This window comes from Pseudomonas sp. LB3P81, assembly GCF_054897965.1.
On the sequence record NZ_JBUBVG010000001.1, the window covers coordinates 195,679 to 211,029 of the forward strand.

Annotated in this window: 12 protein-coding genes; 6 read left to right on the forward strand and 6 right to left on the reverse strand. The window is 60.7% G+C overall.

Annotation, left to right across the window (positions count from 1 at the left end; genetic code table 11):
• Nucleotides 1–5: 5 nt before the first annotated feature.
• Nucleotides 6–929: a LysR family transcriptional regulator gene (locus ACYZTL_RS01020; protein ID WP_461950175.1), complete on the forward strand. Its 924-nt coding sequence runs from the start codon at nt 6–8 to the stop codon at nt 927–929.
• A gap of 96 nt (nt 930–1,025) precedes the next feature.
• Here the strand turns inward: ACYZTL_RS01020 and ahr are convergent, their stop codons facing one another.
• Nucleotides 1,026–2,057, reverse strand: coding sequence for an NADPH-dependent aldehyde reductase Ahr (gene ahr / locus ACYZTL_RS01025; protein ID WP_461950176.1), 1,032 nt, complete (start codon nt 2,055–2,057; stop codon nt 1,026–1,028).
• A 98-nt stretch (nt 2,058–2,155) separates the two neighbouring features.
• Nucleotides 2,156–2,914 carry a sulfite exporter TauE/SafE family protein gene (locus ACYZTL_RS01030; RefSeq protein WP_461950177.1) on the reverse strand — a complete coding sequence of 253 codons (759 nt, stop codon included), beginning with the start codon at nt 2,912–2,914 and terminating at the stop codon, nt 2,156–2,158.
• Between the two features lie 147 nt (nt 2,915–3,061).
• Here ACYZTL_RS01030 and pdxR point away from each other — a divergent pair, with 147 nt between their 5' ends.
• Nucleotides 3,062–4,534, forward strand: a complete 1,473-nt coding sequence (pdxR, locus tag ACYZTL_RS01035) for a MocR-like pyridoxine biosynthesis transcription factor PdxR (protein ID WP_461950178.1) — start codon at nt 3,062–3,064, stop codon at nt 4,532–4,534.
• Between the two features lie 450 nt (nt 4,535–4,984).
• Here pdxR and ACYZTL_RS01040 read toward each other — a convergent pair whose 3' ends face one another.
• Together ACYZTL_RS01040 and ACYZTL_RS01045 are read right to left on the reverse strand one after the other, a co-directional pair.
• Nucleotides 4,985–5,884, reverse strand: a complete 900-nt coding sequence (locus tag ACYZTL_RS01040; RefSeq protein WP_461950179.1) for a bestrophin family protein — start codon at nt 5,882–5,884, stop codon at nt 4,985–4,987.
• Between the two features lie 201 nt (nt 5,885–6,085).
• Nucleotides 6,086–6,937 carry a CAP domain-containing protein gene (locus ACYZTL_RS01045; RefSeq protein WP_461950180.1) on the reverse strand — a complete coding sequence of 284 codons (852 nt, stop codon included), beginning with the start codon at nt 6,935–6,937 and terminating at the stop codon, nt 6,086–6,088.
• A 202-nt stretch (nt 6,938–7,139) separates the two neighbouring features.
• Here ACYZTL_RS01045 and ACYZTL_RS01050 point away from each other — a divergent pair, with 202 nt between their 5' ends.
• On the forward strand, nt 7,140–7,760 hold the full coding sequence (locus tag ACYZTL_RS01050; RefSeq protein WP_461950181.1) for a cell wall hydrolase: 621 nt from the start codon (nt 7,140–7,142) through the stop codon (nt 7,758–7,760).
• A gap of 109 nt (nt 7,761–7,869) precedes the next feature.
• A complete protein-coding gene (locus tag ACYZTL_RS01055) occupies nt 7,870–8,805 on the forward strand; it encodes a Ppx/GppA phosphatase family protein (protein WP_461950182.1) in 936 nt (311 codons plus the stop codon).
• A gap of 19 nt (nt 8,806–8,824) precedes the next feature.
• On the opposite strand, the gene ACYZTL_RS01060 is transcribed toward ACYZTL_RS01055, so the two are convergent.
• On the reverse strand, nt 8,825–12,316 hold the full coding sequence (locus tag ACYZTL_RS01060) for a hypothetical protein (RefSeq protein WP_461950183.1): 3,492 nt from the start codon (nt 12,314–12,316) through the stop codon (nt 8,825–8,827).
• Nucleotides 12,317–12,443: 127 nt separating this feature from the next.
• On the opposite strand from ACYZTL_RS01060, the gene ACYZTL_RS01065 reads away from it, so the two are divergent.
• On the forward strand, nt 12,444–13,376 hold the full coding sequence (locus ACYZTL_RS01065) for a GlxA family transcriptional regulator (protein WP_461950184.1): 933 nt from the start codon (nt 12,444–12,446) through the stop codon (nt 13,374–13,376).
• A gap of 221 nt (nt 13,377–13,597) precedes the next feature.
• Entirely contained in the window at nt 13,598–14,572 is a 975-nt protein-coding gene (locus tag ACYZTL_RS01070) for a nitrilase-related carbon-nitrogen hydrolase (protein ID WP_461950185.1), read from the forward strand.
• Nucleotides 14,573–14,639: 67 nt separating this feature from the next.
• Here ACYZTL_RS01070 and ACYZTL_RS01075 read toward each other — a convergent pair whose 3' ends face one another.
• Nucleotides 14,640–15,338 carry a dienelactone hydrolase family protein gene (locus ACYZTL_RS01075; protein WP_461950186.1) on the reverse strand — a complete coding sequence of 233 codons (699 nt, stop codon included), beginning with the start codon at nt 15,336–15,338 and terminating at the stop codon, nt 14,640–14,642.
• Nucleotides 15,339–15,351: the final 13 nt, after the last annotated feature.

Genomic DNA, 15,351 nt, shown 5'->3' on the forward strand with positions numbered 1-15,351 from the left:
CAGCGATGGACCGTTTTGATGCGATGCAGGCATTCGCGCGTGTGGTGGAGGCGGGCAGCTTCACCAAGGCTGCAGAAACACTACACATGAGCAAGACCACCGTGACCCAACTGGTACAGCAACTGGAGGCGCGGTTGCGCGTCAAATTGCTCAACCGCACGACGCGCAAGGTCAACGTCACCGCCGATGGCGCCGTTTATTACGAGCGGGTGATAAAACTGCTGGCCGACATCGATGACGCTGAAACCAGTCTGTCCGGCGCCTCGGCGTTGCCCCGGGGCCGGCTGCGAGTCGATGTGCCGAGCCCGCTGGCGAGCATGATTCTGATGCCGGCATTGCCTGAGTTTTACGCGCGATACCCTGACATCCAGATCGACATGGGTGTCAGCGATCGCATCGTCGATTTGATCGACGAGAACGTCGATTGCGTGGTGCGCGGTGGTGAACTCACGGATCAGTCGCTGATGGCCCGGCGAGTCGCTGATCTGCCGCTCGGCGTTTTTGCAGCACCGAGCTATCTGGCTCGGGTCGGCACGCCCTCGCATCCGCGAGAACTGGAAGAGTCGGATCATCGAATCGTCGGTTTCCTGTGGGAGCGCACTGGTAAACCGGTGCCCTATGCCATGCGCAATCACAGTGAAAGTGTGCAGATCAAAGGTCGCTACGTGTTGGCCGTCGACGATGGCAATGCTTATCTTGCGGCCGGTCTGGCCGGGCTGGGTGTTCTTTGGCTACCCAAGTACATGTCCAAAACCTTTGAGGCAAGAGGCGAGTTAGTGCCGCTGTTCGAAGACTGGCACCTCGATACGATGCCGCTCTACGTGGCCTTTCCGCCGAACCGGCATATCAGCCTCAAGCTGCGCGTGTTCATCGATTGGGTGGTTGAACTGATGGCGCAACATGCGCCAGTCATCGACCGAAACCTCTGACAGCAAGAACCATGACCCAACACTGTAATTCCACTTACGCTGGTCATGGTCAAACTGGATGAGGGCGCATGCGGTGTTACCCGACGCGCCGACCTGTCATTTGCTGGCGTCGAGCACGACGCGATAACGCGCCTTGCCACTGCGCAGGTGATCGATGGCTTCGTTGACCCGGCTCATGGGAAAGTGCTCGACCTGCGGCAGGATCTGATGTCGTGCGCAGAATTCCAGCATGGTCGCCGTGGTTGCGGGCGAACCGACCGGCGAGGCGGACAGGCTCTTCTGTTGAGGAATCAGGTCGAACACATGCACCGGAATCGCGCCGGGCACGACGCCAACGAAGTGCAGGCGACCCTTGCCGCGCAGGGTGCCGAGCATGGCCGCCCAGTCGAGGTCGGCGTTGGCGGTGACCAGAAGAAAATCCAGGGTGCCAGCGATGGCTTTCAGCGCAGTGCTGTCGGTGGAGGCGACGACGTTGTGCGCGCCCAGACGCTTGGCTTCGTCCTGCTTGCTCAATGACGAAGTGAAAGCCGTGACTTCGCAGCCCCAGGCATTGAGGAAGCGTAATGCCAGATGACCGAGGCCGCCGATGCCCACCACACCGACCCGGTCAGTGGGTTTGACGTCGAATTCCACCAGCGGGTTGAACACCGTCGAGCCGGCACAGAACAGCGGGCCGGCCATGGCCGGATCGAGGCCGTCCGGTATCGCAAGTGCCCAGGCCCAGTGCGAACGCACGCGGTCGGCGAAGCCGCCGTTGCTACCGATGATGGTGGGTCGAGCCGTGCCACACAGGTGATGGGAACCTCCGATACACGAAGAGCAATGCATGCAACTGCCCTTGTACCAACCGATGCCCACCCGTTGCCCCGTTTCGAGACCGCGTACCTGTGTGCCCATTCGCACGATACGGCCGACCACCTCATGGCCCGGGATAAACGGGTATTGGCTGATGCCCCAATCGTTATCGATCAGCGACTGGTCGGAGTGGCAGACGCCGCAATACTCCACGGCGACTTCCACTTCATCTTCTCCCAATGGGCCGGGATCGTAACTGTAGCGTTCCAGCGGAGCACCGGCCGCCGTTGCGGCCCAGCCGGTGAAAGACGTGAGTTCGGTGTTATCGCTCATGGGATACCTCCAGGTCGGGAGACAGGGATTTGGCCACTCGGCTGCCCTGCGCGGACAGCAAAGTGTAGCCGACGGCTTCGATACCCGACGCACCCGTTTCAGGCGAGATACCCGCCGACACCATCCCACAGAAGTTTCACGGCCGTGACGACCAGCAAGCCGTAACAGGCGCGGTACATCTGACGCTGGTTGAGTCTTGCGTGCAACCGCCAGCCCAGCCAGACACCACTAGGCACGGCGAGCAGGCAGATCAGCATCAGGCTCAGCACGCTGCCCGTCGGTCTGGCCAGGAGCAACCAAGGGGTAGCCTTGAGAAGATTGCCCACGGTGAAGAACATGCTGGTCGTTCCGGCATAAACCTGCTTGCTCAAGCCGAGCGGTAGCAGGTACATCGCCAGCGGCGGCCCGCCTGAATGCGCGACCATGGTCGTGATACCCGATGTGAGGCCGGCGGCCACGGCCTTGGGCGATGAGCGCGGGCGTACCCTGACTTCTCCGCCGGCCTTGAACCAGAGGCCGACAAAAAACAGCGTGACCGCTGCCATTACGATGGCGATCGCGCGGTGGTCCAGCACGCGAAAGAGCAGATAGCCGACGCCGATGCCGACGACAAGGCCGGGTACAAGCAACTTCAGGTCCGGTTTTGACCAGGTGGACGGCTTCCAGTAACGCAGGCCGTACACATCCATTGCGATGAACAACGGCGCGAGCAGGCCACCGGCGGTGATCGGGTCCATCACCAGTGACAGGAGCGGGATGCCGACAATGGCAAAGCCGCCGCCGAATGCGCCTTTCATGAAACAGATCAGAAAGACGCCGGCGAACGTGACGAGGAGCGTAGTGACAGTCAGTTCCACGGCGCGGCCTCCCTGTTTTTATCGGCCTGAAAAACCTTTTGAGATGGACCCGGGTGCGGACACATGGGGATTTCACTCGCAATGATGAGAACCCATAATCTCGATCACGACCTGCACAATAAAAAGTGCCAGTTTTGAGGTTTTCCCATGGGCCAGTTTTCAACCAGACCGGATGCAGCCGCACGCGGCGTGGAACGCCGTATCTACGCCAGGCTGCGCCTGCAAATAGAAGACGGCACGCTCGCAGCAGGCTCCAGGCTTGTATCGACGCGGGCACTGGCGGCCGAACTTGGCGTGTCGCGAACCACGGTGACGGCGGCCTACGAACAACTGGCCGCCGAGGGTTTCGTGGTGACGTCGGCGGGAAAAGCCGCCCGGGTAGGCTCCGTGAGGAGTACCCCGTCCGGGCAGACCCAAGCGGACGCCGCGTCGAGCGAGCATTTGCCGCCAGCGCTTTCCCTGTACGGACAGCGTGTGGCCGCTCTGAAGCCGTACAGCGTGACGACTCCGCATGTCCGTATCGACTTCAAGTACGGCTCGGTCGCCTCTAGGGATTTTCCGGCCCTGGGGTGGCAGCGCGCCTACCGCGCCGAACTGGTCAAGCGTCAGCCCAACCATTATTACGGCCAGCCCGAAGGGGAAGAGCGTTTGCGCAGCGCGCTGCAAGGCTATCTGCGACGCGCACGAGGTTTGACCTGCGAGGCGGACCAGATCCTCGTGGTGCATGGCTCGCAACAGGGGCTCGACCTGTGCGCGCGGCTGCTGCTGAACCCGGGAGACGCCTTCGTCTTTGAGGAGCCGGGCTACCGCATGGCCAGGTATTGCTTTGAGGCCACCGGCGCGACGGCGTTGCCAACCCCCGTCGACGCCTCCGGGCTGGATACCAGCGCTCTGCCGGAAGACGACTGCGTGCGGTTGGCCTATGTGACGCCGTCGCACCAGTTTCCCATGGGCGCGGTGCTTCCCGTTTCGCGGCGCCTGGAGCTGCTGAGGTGGGCGAGTCGACAGCGCGCGTGGATCATCGAGGATGATTACGGCGGCGAGTTTCGTTATGGCCAGCGTCCCATCGACGCGCTGCAATCCATGGACACGGAGGCGCGCGTCATTTATGTCGGCACGTTCTCCAAGGCACTGTCACCGCAGCTCAGGCTGGGTTATCTGGTTCTTCCGCGCGAGTTGGTTAACGTTTTCCGCGAAGCCAAACGGCTGACGGACCGTCACTCATCGCGCTGGGAGCAAAACGTGCTGGCTTCGCTGATCGAAAGCGGTATGTATGAGCGCCACGTTCGCCGCCTGCGTCGGGAGAACGAACGGCGGCGAAGAGTAATGCTGGATGCGGTTGAACAGCATCTGGCGGGGCAGGGGCAGTTGGTCGGCATGGCCGCGGGTCTGCATGGCGTGCTGCTGTTGCCGGGACTTCGCGCTCGGGATGAGCCCTCGTTGCAGGCGGCCGCGCTCGAGCGCGGGGTCGGGGTTTATCCGCTCTCGCCGCTGTTTGCCGGCCCCGCGTCGACAGCGTCCGAGCGACCCGCGGGGCTCATTTTGGGCTATGCCGGCCTGACGACGCAGGAGATTCAAGAAGGCATTCGGATTCTTGCGTTGGTGATCGCCGGACATTGATTGCACCGGGCAGGGCATCGCTGCCCTTCGAAATTATCGGCGCCACCGGCCACTCTGCACTAACGTTCATGCATTCGTCCTGAACAGGAACTACGCTGCATGTTTTTGCTCGGCTACCGATAAATCCCGCGCCACCTCACTCAGGATTTTCGGGGCACGACGTTAACCTCGTATAGATGATGCGGAGCATACGGATAAATGCACGATCTTCGCCCAGACCCAACGCTCAGTCTGAAATACTTTGCCGAACGCCCGATATTCATGGACTTCTTGCAGCAGGCGAGGCGTTCACCTGCCAGCTCCCACAGGGGAACGCGTACACCTGAAATCAGGTCGGCTGGCAGGCCGCCTCGCGGTGCGTCGGGCGATGTCGGAGACTATCGAAAACTGGGGATCGAGGTGGTCCAGGCGGACGCCTGAATTCGCCAGGTACTACTCGGCGATCGCGCGTCAGCTCAACACAAAATCCACGGGCTCAAGGGCTGGGGGAAGTTGTGTCGCACCCAGCGCCGCGAGGACTTCACGCTCGATGTTGCGCACCATCGCATGGGTCGGCAGGTCGTTTTCATCACGACCAAACGGATCCTCCAACTCATCACCAATCGCATCCAGTCCGAAGAACGTATAGCTGACGATGGCGATGAAAACCGGTGTCAGCCAACCCAGCGGTTCGGCCATGGCGAAGGGCAGCAAGACGCAAAAGAGGTAGGTGGTTCTGTGTAGCAACAGGGTGTAGGCGAACGGCAGTGGCGTCTGTTTGATTCGTTCGCAGACCGCCTGCGACCGGCTCAGGCTCGTCAGGTGGTTGGCCATGATCGTATAGCGCCACTCACTGATCGCCCCGGACTCGCCGAGTGCCGAACATTGCTGGCCGACATGGTTCAAAATACGCCCGCTGAAGTCAGGCACGTTGCCCTCCGGCATCGGTTCAAGCCAGTCGCCGGCAGCCTCCCGTTCACTTTTTGCGTGCAGTTTTGCGTTCAGCGAATGGGCGAATCCGCAGAGGTTGTGCAGGATTTTTTGCCGCTCGTTCGCATCCTTGATGATCTGGGTTTCGCGAATCATCGAACGGATCGCGACCGTCATTTCGCCCCAGGCTTTGCGTGCTTCGTACCAGCGGTCATAACAGGCGTTGTTGCGAAAACTCATGAAAATCGACAGTGACAGACCGAGCAGGGTGAAGGGCGTCGCGTTCACCTTGGCAAAATAGTTGGGTTGCAGGGTTTCACCGAGCACGATGACGGCGGCCAGCAGCGTCACCATCAGACAGCGCAACGCAATCTTCTTGGCGATCGAGCCCTTGAGCGACGTGAGGATGTTGATCAGATTGGGCTTGGGTCGGACGATCATTGTGCTTTGCCTGCGCAGGCGCCCACATTGGAGGTGGGGCGCTGTTCACGAAATTATGTGTGCGCAGGCTAGAAGCAACGGGCCGGGGCGTCCAATTACTATAGATGACCAGTTGATCGACGGAATCTATGAAGGGTTTACCGATTAAAGAATCCGGACTCCATTAATGAAGTCCGGGTTGCTGCGTGGAAATCCGAAGGCTTACGGCGTACCAAACATCGCCGTCCAGTAAATCCCCGAATCACTCTTCGGGTCCACCGCATATGCCGCGCCCAACTCCTGGAATTGCGGGTTCATCAGGTTGGCGCAGTGACCGGGGCTGGCGACCCAGCCATCGACCACCTTGCGCACGGTGTCTTGCCCGGCAGCGATGTTCTCGCCGATCTGCTGGCCGCTGTAACCCGCCAGTTCTGCCCGATCACCCGGCGTGCGACCATCGCGGTCCTTGTGGTCGAAGTAATTGTTGTTGGCCATTGACCGCGAATGGGTCTCGGCCGCCGTCGCCAGTATGGCGTTCCAGGTCAGCGGCGTGGCGGCGGCGAAGGATTGCGTGCCGCACTGGCGCGGCCGGCCGCGTGCGACATTGAGCTCGGCCAGCAATTTCTGACCTTCCGCCTGCCAGTCGCCCAAGCGTGCGCTCAACAGTGGACGGGCCAGCACGATGCGCCATTCACGGTCCTGGCGGCTCACACCGATGTCGACGAATTGCGGGTCCAGCACGATCTGGCAAAAGCTCTCCTGGATCGCTTTCATCGCCGATGCTGCATCACGTGGCCCGGACAGGCTGATCGCCTGCACATTTTTCATCGGATAATTCGCGGCGACCATGGCCTGTTGCAGATTGCCGATGCTGGTGGCAGACAACGCCAAACGTGGATCACCCGCCAGCGGCGGCAGTTCCGCCGATACCTCACCCGCGCAACGCTGCATCTGGCTGCGGTAATCGTTGATCGAATCAATCAGTTGTTTCTCGTCAGCCGCCAACGCCTTCGCAGCAAACAACAAACCCAATGACAACGTGGCAAGACGCAAAACGGATGACAGGACACGCATGGAAATCTCCCTTGATCTGACTGCGCCCATGATGCGCGATTTCACCCCTGTGAGCGCAATGCCTTTTCACACCGAAATTCAGTTTGTTGGCCGTCTTATGTAATGAAAATTGGCAACTACAATCAAGCCATGTCGCCACGATGACGCGGTACAGCGTCGACATGATGTTGCTTTGAATCGGGCTCACTCAGAAGGGTCGATCATGCGATTTATCTGGATAGCAACCTGCCTTGCAATCACTCTACTCGGCGGCCAGGCATTGGCGACTGAACAGGAACAGAAAAAGGAAGTGGCCGAAAACAAGGCCGAAGTGCTGGAACAGAAAGCGGCAGAGAAGGGGGCCGATGTACCGGTGCCCAAGTCCGAAGCGATTACCACCTCCGAAGTGCAGGCCGTCGATCCGGCCGGAGCGTCACCGCTGGACGATGCAATCACCTGCCTGTCGCGCTCGATCTACTGGGAAGCCAAAGGCGAATCGTCCGCCGACATGGAAGCCGTCGCCAGCGTGGTCATGAATCGCCTGGGTCATGAAGGCTTTCCGGACACGGTGTGCGCGGTGGTCAAACAGGGTTCTGAAACGAAGAACTGCCAGTTTTCCTGGTGGTGTGACGGGCGTTCCGATCAGGTTGAGGAAGAAACCCAATACGCGATCGCCAAGGAAATCGCGCGCAAGGCGCTCAACAAGCAGCTCAACGATCGAACCAACGGCGCGATATATTTTCACGACCGCACTGTGAAACCCGATTGGGCCAGCAAATACATCGAGACCACCCAGACCAGCATGTTTCTCTTTTATAAGCCCAAGGGTGGAGAGGCTCGGTAGAGGGTGTCATCTGGGTGTCATCGAACCCATGTAAAAATTCTTGCAAACCGTCTTGAACGTTCAGCGGACCTGGGTCGGCTGACAGAAGAATTTTGCAAGGAATACCTCAATGAAAGGGGACGCCTCCCTGTTTGCGGCCATTGACCTGGGCTCCAACGCGTTTCGCATGATGATCGGCCAGTCGGTCAAACGGAACCAGCAACTGGTGATCCAGGAAGTGAAGACCCTGCGTGAACCTGTTCGGTTGGCGGAGGGGTTTCAGGGCGGCGCGCTGGACGAAATGGCGCTGGATCGCGGATGGCAGGCACTCGCGCGATTTGGCAAAAAGCTGCGTGGCTTCGAGCCCGGTCGTGTGCGGGCGGTGGCCACCAGCGCAGTGCGCGAAGCCGACAACGCCCAGCTGTTTCTGGCCAGCGCCGAACGGCATCTGGGGTTTCGGATTGATGTGATTTCCGGGCATGAAGAAGCCCGGCTGGTGTACGCCGGTGTGGCCCATACGGTTCCCGGCACCGAGCGAAAGCGACTGGTCATCGACATCGGTGGCGGCTCCACGGAATTGATTCTGGGGCAGGGCGCTCAACCGCTGTTGACCGAGAGCATTGCCATCGGCAGCGGCACCTTTGGCGCGCGCTACTTTCAAGGTGGTCGCATCACGGCCCCGGCACTGCTGGAGGCCGAGCGTGTCGCCACGCTGCAGTTCGAACGCGTGGCGCGCCGTTATCGCACGCTGGGCTGGCAGCAGGTGATCGGTTCTTCAGGCACCGCACGCATGCTGGCCAAAGTCCTCAAGGCCAACGGTTTGAACGACGAAGGCCAAAGCGGAATCACCTACAGCGGCCTGCTGCGCCTGTCGTTGCGCCTGCTGGAAGTGGGGCACGTCAAACAGCTCAGACTGGCCGGTTTGCAGAGTCATCGCCTGAGCATTCTGCCGGGTGGACTGGTGCTGATGCTGGCGGCGTTCAAGGTCTTCGGCGTTTCGCACATGACACCTTCCGAACCCGGCTTGCGGTTCGGTGTGCTGCATGGGTTGATGACCCGGCATTGATTGCCGGGCGCGCCCCCCGCTAAAACTTCGCATAGTTCAACGCATCGACAACGGCCGAGCCGCCAATACCGGTGAGCGACAGCAGCAGCGCGCGGATCAGCGGATCTTCGGCGTAGCGCGAGAACGAGCCGGTGTTGAGCGTTGGGACCCGCTCGCGGATCATTTTGAATTTCCCGTAGCCCGGCGTCGCGTCGGCGTTTTCCAGCAGGTAGGCGTCGAGCCGTTGCAGGGCCACCGTGCGGGCTTTTTCTGCGGCGCGGCGTAGCGACAGCGCGGAGATGAGCAGCACCAACGCCGTCAGCAGGTATGAAATCATCAGGCCGGGCGGCGTCGGCCAGTTGTCGAACAGGCTGCTGCGCGAGGCCAGCAGAATCAACATCACCACCGTCGGCGCGTAGATGAGGCGGTTGACCGCCGACGTGCGCTTGGCGATCAGCTGTAGATCCACCCACTCGTCGATGCACGGATGTCTGAGGGTGCCGAAGATTTTCTGGTGCTGCAGTTGCAAGCTGCCGGGCCAGATCGCGTGATGCTCGCTGAGGTGGCGGATAAATCGCGTCAGCAACAGATTGGCGTCCACGACCCAGAACACCAGTATCTGGAACACCAGCGTCGGAATCAGCCAGCTCCACATCCACCACGTTGATTCACCGCGAACCGGCGTACCTTCCATGGGCCAGACGACAAACAGTACGCTGGTCACCACGACGTACAGCCATGTGGCCAGAATGGCCCGCAACAGGCGGGCGCCAAACGACCCGCAGACGCAGTGCTCACCCCAGAAGCGTGCAATGGAAATCATCTTGCGCCCGTCCGTGCAAGCGGCTTGAGCGGGGATGCAGGATTTGGACCATTCTTCGCTGGCGCTCAGCAGCGGGAAAAAAATCCGCAGCAGGCAATGCCCCAGCTCGTTGCACCAGCGGCGCAATGTCCAGCCTTTGCCCCGGCGAATCAGGCGTCGGCATTGTCCCCACAAGGTCATTTCGTATTTGCGCATGTGCAGGTGCAAGTGGAACGTGGTTTCGATCTCGGCCCGGTTGATGCGCAGGTTGCGCCAGCCCCATGCCAGCGCCGACAGGGAAATCAGCACGGCCAGCAATCGCAGGGCCACGGTTGGCCAGGCACTGATGCCTTCAAACAGGAACATCGGTTCGCCGAGGCCGTTTTCGGTCAACGTGCTGCGCATCTGGTACGCCAGCATCAGCGCGAGAATAAACATCACCAAAGGCACCACGATGTACCACGCCCGGGAGTCGTATAAACCGGTGCTTGCGCTGCCGGTCGCCTCCTTGGCGGACGCCAGTTGCCTGGTGGAGCGACGGGTCAGGTTCGATGAGACGATCCCTAGCAGGATCAGCACAAAGGTGAACCAGAGAAACTCCGCGTGCCAGAACCGCGTGGCGATAAAGGCGCAGGCCGCCGCCACCATGTACAGCGTGATCGGCACGCCTCGCACCCAGGACAGCCGGGTGTCGTGATCATCCTGCGGGCCTTCGATCCGCCACCAGACAATGAACCCGGCGAGGATCAGCAGGGTGATCGTCAGCGGTCCGGCCCAGAAAAATGATTGGGCCTGCTTGAAACGCTCGCGGATGGATTTCGAGGGCTCAGGGTAGGGCGGCGGCGATGGGTCCTGGAGGCAGCGCAGCGCCATCAGGTCGTGCGGGCGCACGCCGCGATCGGATTGGGATTGCGTCGGTGCCTCGCAGTTGGCCGGGCGCGAGGCGGTCAGCCGGCTCGCCAAAGGAATGAAGCCGCTGATGCCCACTTCGTAAATGCCCGGCGACAGCAGCTCCGATTTGGAGTAGTCGAACTTCGCCCGTTTGGCGTCGAAGGATTGCGGCGCCAGCGCGGCCAGCACCGAAATGAACACGGCACTTTGCAGGCTGTCGCGAAACGGCGGCACGTCTTGTTGCAAGGCGCGTGTCAGCGTCAGTCCGTAGGGCGCCGCCAGTATCAGGTTGCGCGTGGTTTGCGCCTGACCCCGTTGCAGCATGCGGGCGTCGAGGTCGGTGGAAAAGTACAGTTTGTACGGCATCCGGCTTTTGAGTGCCTGCAACACCAGCAGCTTGTCGTAGGCATCGACGCCCAGTACGCCAATTGCGCCGATGCCGCTTTCGCCGTTGCGTCGATAGGCCGCGTCCTCGTTGGCGATGTGATCGGCGAGGCGCCGCAGGTAATCGAGCTGGGAATTGCCGTCGGACTTCTCCAGCGGACTGAGATCTATCTGGTTGGCGCCTGCGGTGTTTTTACTGGCATCGCTGCTGGCGGTTTTATCGTTGCTCGCCGACTCCTCCGGCAGGCGCCCGTCCAGACCGCGCAAATAGCTGAAGCGCAAAATCCACTGATCGACTACGTCCCGCTGGTTCTTTTCATCGCGGCCCAGGCGCGCATCGTTGGCCACTTGCGTCTTGAAGCTTTCGATCAGGGCACGGCTGTAGAAACTGTCCCACTCGGAAATCAGGGCGATGCGATTGCCGCTGCGGCGCAGATCGCGAGTGCAGGGCGAGCCGATTCGACTCAGCTTGCCTTCACTGCAACGCACGCCGGTGGCCGGGTCCACCCGGCGCAACTTCAGCTCATCGAGCAGCAGTTGCGTCATGGTGCCGTCGTCGCTGACGGTGCGCAGCAACTTCATGGATGCTTTTGTTTCCAGCGGTGGCGAACGCTTCTGGTAACCGCGATCCAGTGTCTCGTTATCGGCCGTTGCCAGCGGTGAGTAGATTTCCACGGTCGGTGTGGCCTTGCCGATGTCCTGGTCCTGAAGCATGTCGCGCAGCACGGTTGAGGTCGAGGGACCGATGACTTTCAGCACGACATCGCCAGGGGGCTCGGCGCACGGCGTTGGCGAGCACGCCGCCGCGACTTTGCTTTTCAGGCTGGCGCGCAGGGTTTCCAGTTGTTGCAGCGGGGTTGAGCCGAGCGCGTCCTGTTTCAGCCAGAACACGATCGTGCGCTCAGGTGGCGGTGCAGCCCCTTCGAGTGATGTCGGCGGATCGAAGGGGTTGGAGACGAAAACTTCATAAGGTGCGTCGACGAACGCGCTTTTTTGCGGGGCTTCAAGCGACAGGTTGGCGGCGAGTCTCAGGCAGTGGATGTACTGCTCCTGATCGGGCACGCGGTGAGAATTCTTGAACCCCGCCAGCAGTGCATAACGCATGCGTCGCCGCCGTTCGACTTCGTCGGCATACGGACCGCCTTCGACCAGCGCGACCATGAGGTCGGGGGCTGTTTTATCACCGGTCAGGGGCGACAGGTCGGGACTGCATACCTTTTCGGCATCCGGATTCTTGCTGTCCGTGAGCTTCTTGCGATACCGCTCGACTGCATCGAAAGGGTCCTGCCAGAGTCTTGCTTCGATGGGCAGTTGCGCCTGGAATTGCGCGCCGATGGGCCGCGGCTCAAGGAACGGTTCGCGGTTGAGCGCAAACATCGACACCACCAGGCTGAGGATGACGGCGCTGCCTGGCAGCCAAAACGCCAGATTGATGCCAGATCCCTTGGTGTCCACGGCCTGCGCCTCATGTTGTCGGACAGCGGCTTTCCGTTAGGTATAGACGTGATTCGGGCGTACAGTGCAAATTCGATGGCCAGAAAAGCTATCTAGCCTCCTTTACGGTCATAAAGAGACTGCCGCCATGCACAAAATCGGCCTCATCGTTTACCCCGAATTCCAGGTGCTGGGGCTGGCCATGTGTGCGGCCTTCGAAATGGCCAACGGTGCCGCCGACCAACCGATGTACACCATCACCTTGCTGTCCGAGCACGGCGGTACCGTGCAGACCTCTGCCGGTTTCGGCGTGGAGACCACTGCGTTCGACCATCGTCCGTTCGACACGCTGCTGGTGATGGGTGACAACCTGATCCGTCCCGTCTCGCCCGGCATGGTGGAGTTTTTGCGCAGCGCCAGTCGGACCACCCGACGCCTGGGATCCATTTGCACCGGAGCCATTGCATTGGCCGAAGCGGGTTTGCTGGATGGCCGGCGGGCGACCACGCACTGGTGTCATGCACCGGCATTGCAGCGGGCGTACCCGAAAGTGCGGGTGGAAGAAGACCGGATCTTCATCAACGACGGTAACGTCTGGACTGCGGCGGGCATGAGCGCGTGCGTCGATCTGGCGCTGGCGCTGGTTGAAAAGGATCTGGGCGCCGAAGTGGCGCGGCGCGTAGCCCGGCAATTAGTGGTTTACCACCGACGCGCGGGCGGGCAGTCGCAATTTTCGGTGATGCTCGAACTCGAGCCCAAGACTGACCGCATCCAGTCCGCGTTGATCTACGCCAAGCAGAACCTGAAGTCCGAGCTGTCGGTCGAGGCGCTGGCCAGCGCGGCCAACCTCAGCCCGCGACAGTTCAGTCGCGTATTCCATGCCGAAACCGGTCAATCACCGGCCAAGGCTGTCGAGAACCTGCGGGTGGAGGCCGCGCGTCTGATGATGGAAACCGGCCGGCACGCCATCGATGTGGTGGCGACAGAGACGGGTTTTGGTGATCGGGAACGTATGCGCAGGGCGTTCATCCGCGCGTTCGGCCAACCGCCGCAAGTCATCCAGCGGGCCAATCGAGGTTGATGTCGGGCGATAAACGAAAATCTAAAACCGAGCGCTCTACTGTGGCGAGGGAGCTTGTCGGAACGCCGCACCGTCCCGCTCGGCTGCGTAGCAGTCGCTAAATCCAATTGATTCACAGAAACGGTTTGTCCTAAAAGGTTGCGTATTCGACATTTAAGACAAAATATTATTTCCGTAATCTAGATCTCGTTGAAGCCCATTCCCTCAATGAGATCACCGCCATGACCATCGTCAAAGCCGCCGCCGTCCAGATCGCTCCTGTGCTCTACAGCCGTGAAGGCACTGTAGAAAAGGTCGTCAACAAGATTCGTGAACTCGGCGAGAAGGGCGTGCAGTTCGCCGTTTTCCCTGAAACCGTGGTGCCGTACTACCCGTATTTTTCCTTTGTGCAGGCCCCGTTCAAAATGGGCGATGAGCACTACAAATTGCTGGACCAGGCAGTCGTCGTGCCTTCTGCGACCACCGATGCAATCGGCAAAGCCGCCAAAGAAGCCAATATGGTGGTGTCCATCGGCGTCAACGAGCGCGATGGCAGCACCCTCTACAACACTCAGTTGCTGTTCGATGCGGATGGCACCTTGATTCAGGCACGTCGCAAGATTTCGCCGACCTATCACGAACGCATGATCTGGGGCATGGGCGACGGTTCCGGCCTGCGTGCCACCGACAGCGCTGTCGGCCGCATCGGGCAACTGGCCTGTTGGGAACATTACAACCCGCTGGCGCGTTACGCCTTGATAGAAGACGGCGAACAGATCCACGCCGCGATGTACCCCGGTTCGTTCGCCGGTGAGCGGTTCACCCGGCAGATGGAAGTCAGCATCCGCATGCACGCGCTGGAGTCGGCGTGCTTCGTGGTGAACTCGACGGCCTGGTTGTACCCGGAACAGCAGGCACAAATCATGGCCGACACCGGTTGCGAGATCGGCCCGATCTCCGGCGGCTGCTACACCGCGATCATCGATCCACAAGGTGAAGTCGTCGGCGCGCTGACCGAAGGTGAAGGCGAAGTCATTGCCGACATCGACTTGTTCCAGATCGAAATTCGCAAGCGCCAGATGGATGGCCGCGGTCACTACAGCCGTCCGGAAATCCTGAGCCTTAACATCGACCGCACGCCCCATCGCCATGTGCATGAACGCACGGCTCAGCCGAAGCCGGCTGTCGCTGCCCAAACGGAAGAAGTGACCCAGTAAGCATCGCCACGAACAAAAAAGGCACCTTCATCGTTGGATGAAGGTGCCTTTTTCGTGGGCGTCGGCCTTACAGTTCCATACCCAAAAAGATCAACGTATTGCCATGGGCCTCGGCTGCGGCGCGCTGGTTGTAGCTGTCGCGGTGCGAGCAGTTGAAGCCATGCTCGGCTTCCGGGTACACGACGATTTCAACGTTATCGTTGGTGTCGAAGCGCTCGGCGATGTTCTCGACGGCTTCCAGGGAAATGTGGCTGTCCCGTTCACCGAAGTGCATCAGCAGCGGCACTTCGATTTCATCGGCACGGTCCAGTTGATTCTGGATGCCGCCGCCGTAATAGGCGATGGCCACGTCCACCAGCCCGTTGGCGGCGGTGTGGTACGAGAGCAGGCCACCAAAGCAGTAGCCGATGGAAGCGATCCCGCCGTCCAGGCCCGGTTGGGCTTTCAGGGCGTCGATGGCCAGTTCGATGTCCTTCTGCGCCTTGTCGACGTCAGTGGCATTCATCAATTCGACGGCGCGTTTCCAGCCGGCTTCATCGTAGGTCAGTTCGATACGGTGGCCGCTGCGCCAGAACAGGTCCGGCGCGATCACCAGGTAGCCGTCGGCGGCGTATTGCTCGGCGACGGAACGGATGTGTTCGTTGACGCCGAAGATCTCCTGGATCAGCACGATCCCCGGGCCTTTTTGGGTATGCGGAATGGCCAGGTAAGCGCCGAATTTACCTTCGGCGCTGTCGATCTCGATCCATTGGGTGGTCACGCTCATGGTGGCTCCTGTC

What these genes read in the sequence shown, in the direction of transcription:
- ACYZTL_RS01020 (WP_461950175.1), top strand. Translation starts at nt 6, where the DNA reads ATGGACCGTTTTGATGCGATGCAGGCATTCGCGCGTGTGGTGGAGGCG.
- ahr (WP_461950176.1), bottom strand. Translation starts at nt 2,057, where the DNA reads ATGAGCGATAACACCGAACTCACGTCTTTCACCGGCTGGGCCGCAACG.
- pdxR (WP_461950178.1), top strand. Translation starts at nt 3,062, where the DNA reads ATGGGCCAGTTTTCAACCAGACCGGATGCAGCCGCACGCGGCGTGGAA.
- ACYZTL_RS01040 (WP_461950179.1), bottom strand. Translation starts at nt 5,884, where the DNA reads ATGATCGTCCGACCCAAGCCCAATCTGATCAACATCCTCACGTCGCTC.
- ACYZTL_RS01045 (WP_461950180.1), bottom strand. Translation starts at nt 6,937, where the DNA reads ATGCGTGTCCTGTCATCCGTTTTGCGTCTTGCCACGTTGTCATTGGGT.
- ACYZTL_RS01050 (WP_461950181.1), top strand. Translation starts at nt 7,140, where the DNA reads ATGCGATTTATCTGGATAGCAACCTGCCTTGCAATCACTCTACTCGGC.
- ACYZTL_RS01055 (WP_461950182.1), top strand. Translation starts at nt 7,870, where the DNA reads ATGAAAGGGGACGCCTCCCTGTTTGCGGCCATTGACCTGGGCTCCAAC.
- ACYZTL_RS01065 (WP_461950184.1), top strand. Translation starts at nt 12,444, where the DNA reads ATGCACAAAATCGGCCTCATCGTTTACCCCGAATTCCAGGTGCTGGGG.
- ACYZTL_RS01070 (WP_461950185.1), top strand. Translation starts at nt 13,598, where the DNA reads ATGACCATCGTCAAAGCCGCCGCCGTCCAGATCGCTCCTGTGCTCTAC.
- ACYZTL_RS01075 (WP_461950186.1), bottom strand. Translation starts at nt 15,338, where the DNA reads ATGAGCGTGACCACCCAATGGATCGAGATCGACAGCGCCGAAGGTAAA.